Consider the following 1509-nt stretch of genomic DNA (forward strand, 5'->3'; position numbering starts at 1 on the left):
AGCGTGACGGTGGATCCCGCCTGGCCCAGCTCGCTGCCGCGGATGCCGCCGTCGCCGGTGAGCGCCCAGAGCCCGGGGATGCCGTCCACGGCCGCGGCCTCCGTGATGAGCCAGTTCGTCGACTCGAGTGCCGACGGGCCGTACTCCGATCCCGCGTACCGCTCCCTGGACGCGTGCCAGTCCTGCCAGTCCTTCACGAAGCTCATCGGAGCGCTCCCTCCCGTGCGGGGTGCCGCCGAGCGGGCACTCCTCGCTCATGCGCGGAATATTGCCCCGAATCTACGGTGACCCCGCGGCGCGCGAGACGCCCGTGTCACACGCCTTCACCGCGCGTAACGTCGCGTTACATCCGCACCACGCGGGAACACCTCGCCCCAGACCCACGCTCCCCGCCGAGACCCACCGCGGCGAGCGGTCGCCACAGTGGGTGTGGACGAGGAGCATGGGTCTCGGCGGTGGAGCCGGGAGCTCAGCGTGCGGGGATGTGCGTGTCGAGCCAGGCGAGCACGTCGGCGCGCACCTCGTCCTGCTGCAGCTCCGCGAAGATCTCGTGGCGCGCGTCGGGGTAGACGAGCGTGGTGACGTCGGTGAGACCTGAACGGTTGCGGTACTCGTCGGCGAGCTTGTGCACGCTGCGCGGTCCGCCCACCGGGTCGTCCCGCCCGACCAGCAGAAGCATCGGGATGTCGTGCCCCAGGTCCTTCGCAGAGCGGCCGTACAGCTTCGCCGCCTCGATCGGGCCGAACAGCTTGAGCAGCGGCACATCGGTGGTCAGCGGATCCTCGTCGAACGCGGTCCACACGGCGGGGTCTCTGCTGAGCCACTCCAGCCCGGTCGCGCCCTCACCTGCCCAGCGCGCATTCAGCGGAGCGGCGTTCAGTGAGCCCGGCATGCGCAGGGCAGAGCCGGACAGGATCACCGCGTCCCACGCGTCCGGGTGCTCGTTGACGAGCATCTGTGCGAGGAACGATCCCCACGAGTGCCCGAGCAGCACGAGCGGCAGATCGGGATTCTCCTCGCGGATGATGCCCGTCAGCTGCCAGACGGCTTCCACGGCCGCACGCAGCCCGCCCTTGCCCAGACGGCCGAGCTTCTCCGGGCCGCCGTGCTGGCGGATGCCGGTGCGGCCATGACCGCGGTGGTCGTCGGCGTAGACGTGGAATCCGGCAGCCGTGAGCGCGGTGATCAGCGCACCGTACCGCCCTGCATGCTCTCCGACGCCGTGCAGCAGCTGCACCACGCCGCGCGGGGTCCCCTCGGCGGGATGGACGTCGTAGACGATGTCGACACCATAGGCATCGGTGAACTCGCGGGTATCCATCACGCTGCGAGCCTACCCATCACCGGAAGAGGCGGCTACCGTGCAAGGGCGTCGCGGATCGCGAAGGCGGTGTCGCGATCGGTCACCTCGTAGCCGCCGACCCCGTCGGAGGCCGACCCCATCCGCACCCCGCCGTCTTCGTTCACGGCACGCTTCGCGGAGAAATGGATCGCGTCCACGCCCGCGGC

1 protein-coding gene and 1 pseudogene are annotated in these 1509 nt (G+C 70.4%); both read right to left on the reverse strand.

Going from position 1 to position 1509, the window contains the following annotated elements; translation table 11 throughout:
* Positions 1-206, reverse strand: a pseudogene (locus DSP71_RS14180) (DUF1684 domain-containing protein); the annotation flags it as partial.
* A 263-nt stretch (positions 207-469) separates the two neighbouring features.
* Positions 470-1321 carry an alpha/beta fold hydrolase gene (locus DSP71_RS14185; RefSeq protein ID WP_113681413.1) on the reverse strand — a complete coding sequence of 284 codons (852 nt, stop codon included), beginning with the start codon at positions 1319-1321 and terminating at the stop codon, positions 470-472.
* Positions 1322-1509 lie beyond the last annotated feature (188 nt).

This window comes from Microbacterium sp. H6 (assembly GCF_003314775.1).
Classification (GTDB): Bacteria; Actinomycetota; Actinomycetes; order Actinomycetales; family Microbacteriaceae; genus Microbacterium; species Microbacterium oxydans.

Bases quoted from the DNA above. Each gene is read 5' to 3' on its own strand.
- DSP71_RS14185 (WP_113681413.1), bottom strand. From the start codon at position 1,321: ATGGATACCCGCGAGTTCACCGATGCCTATGGTGTCGACATCGTCTAC.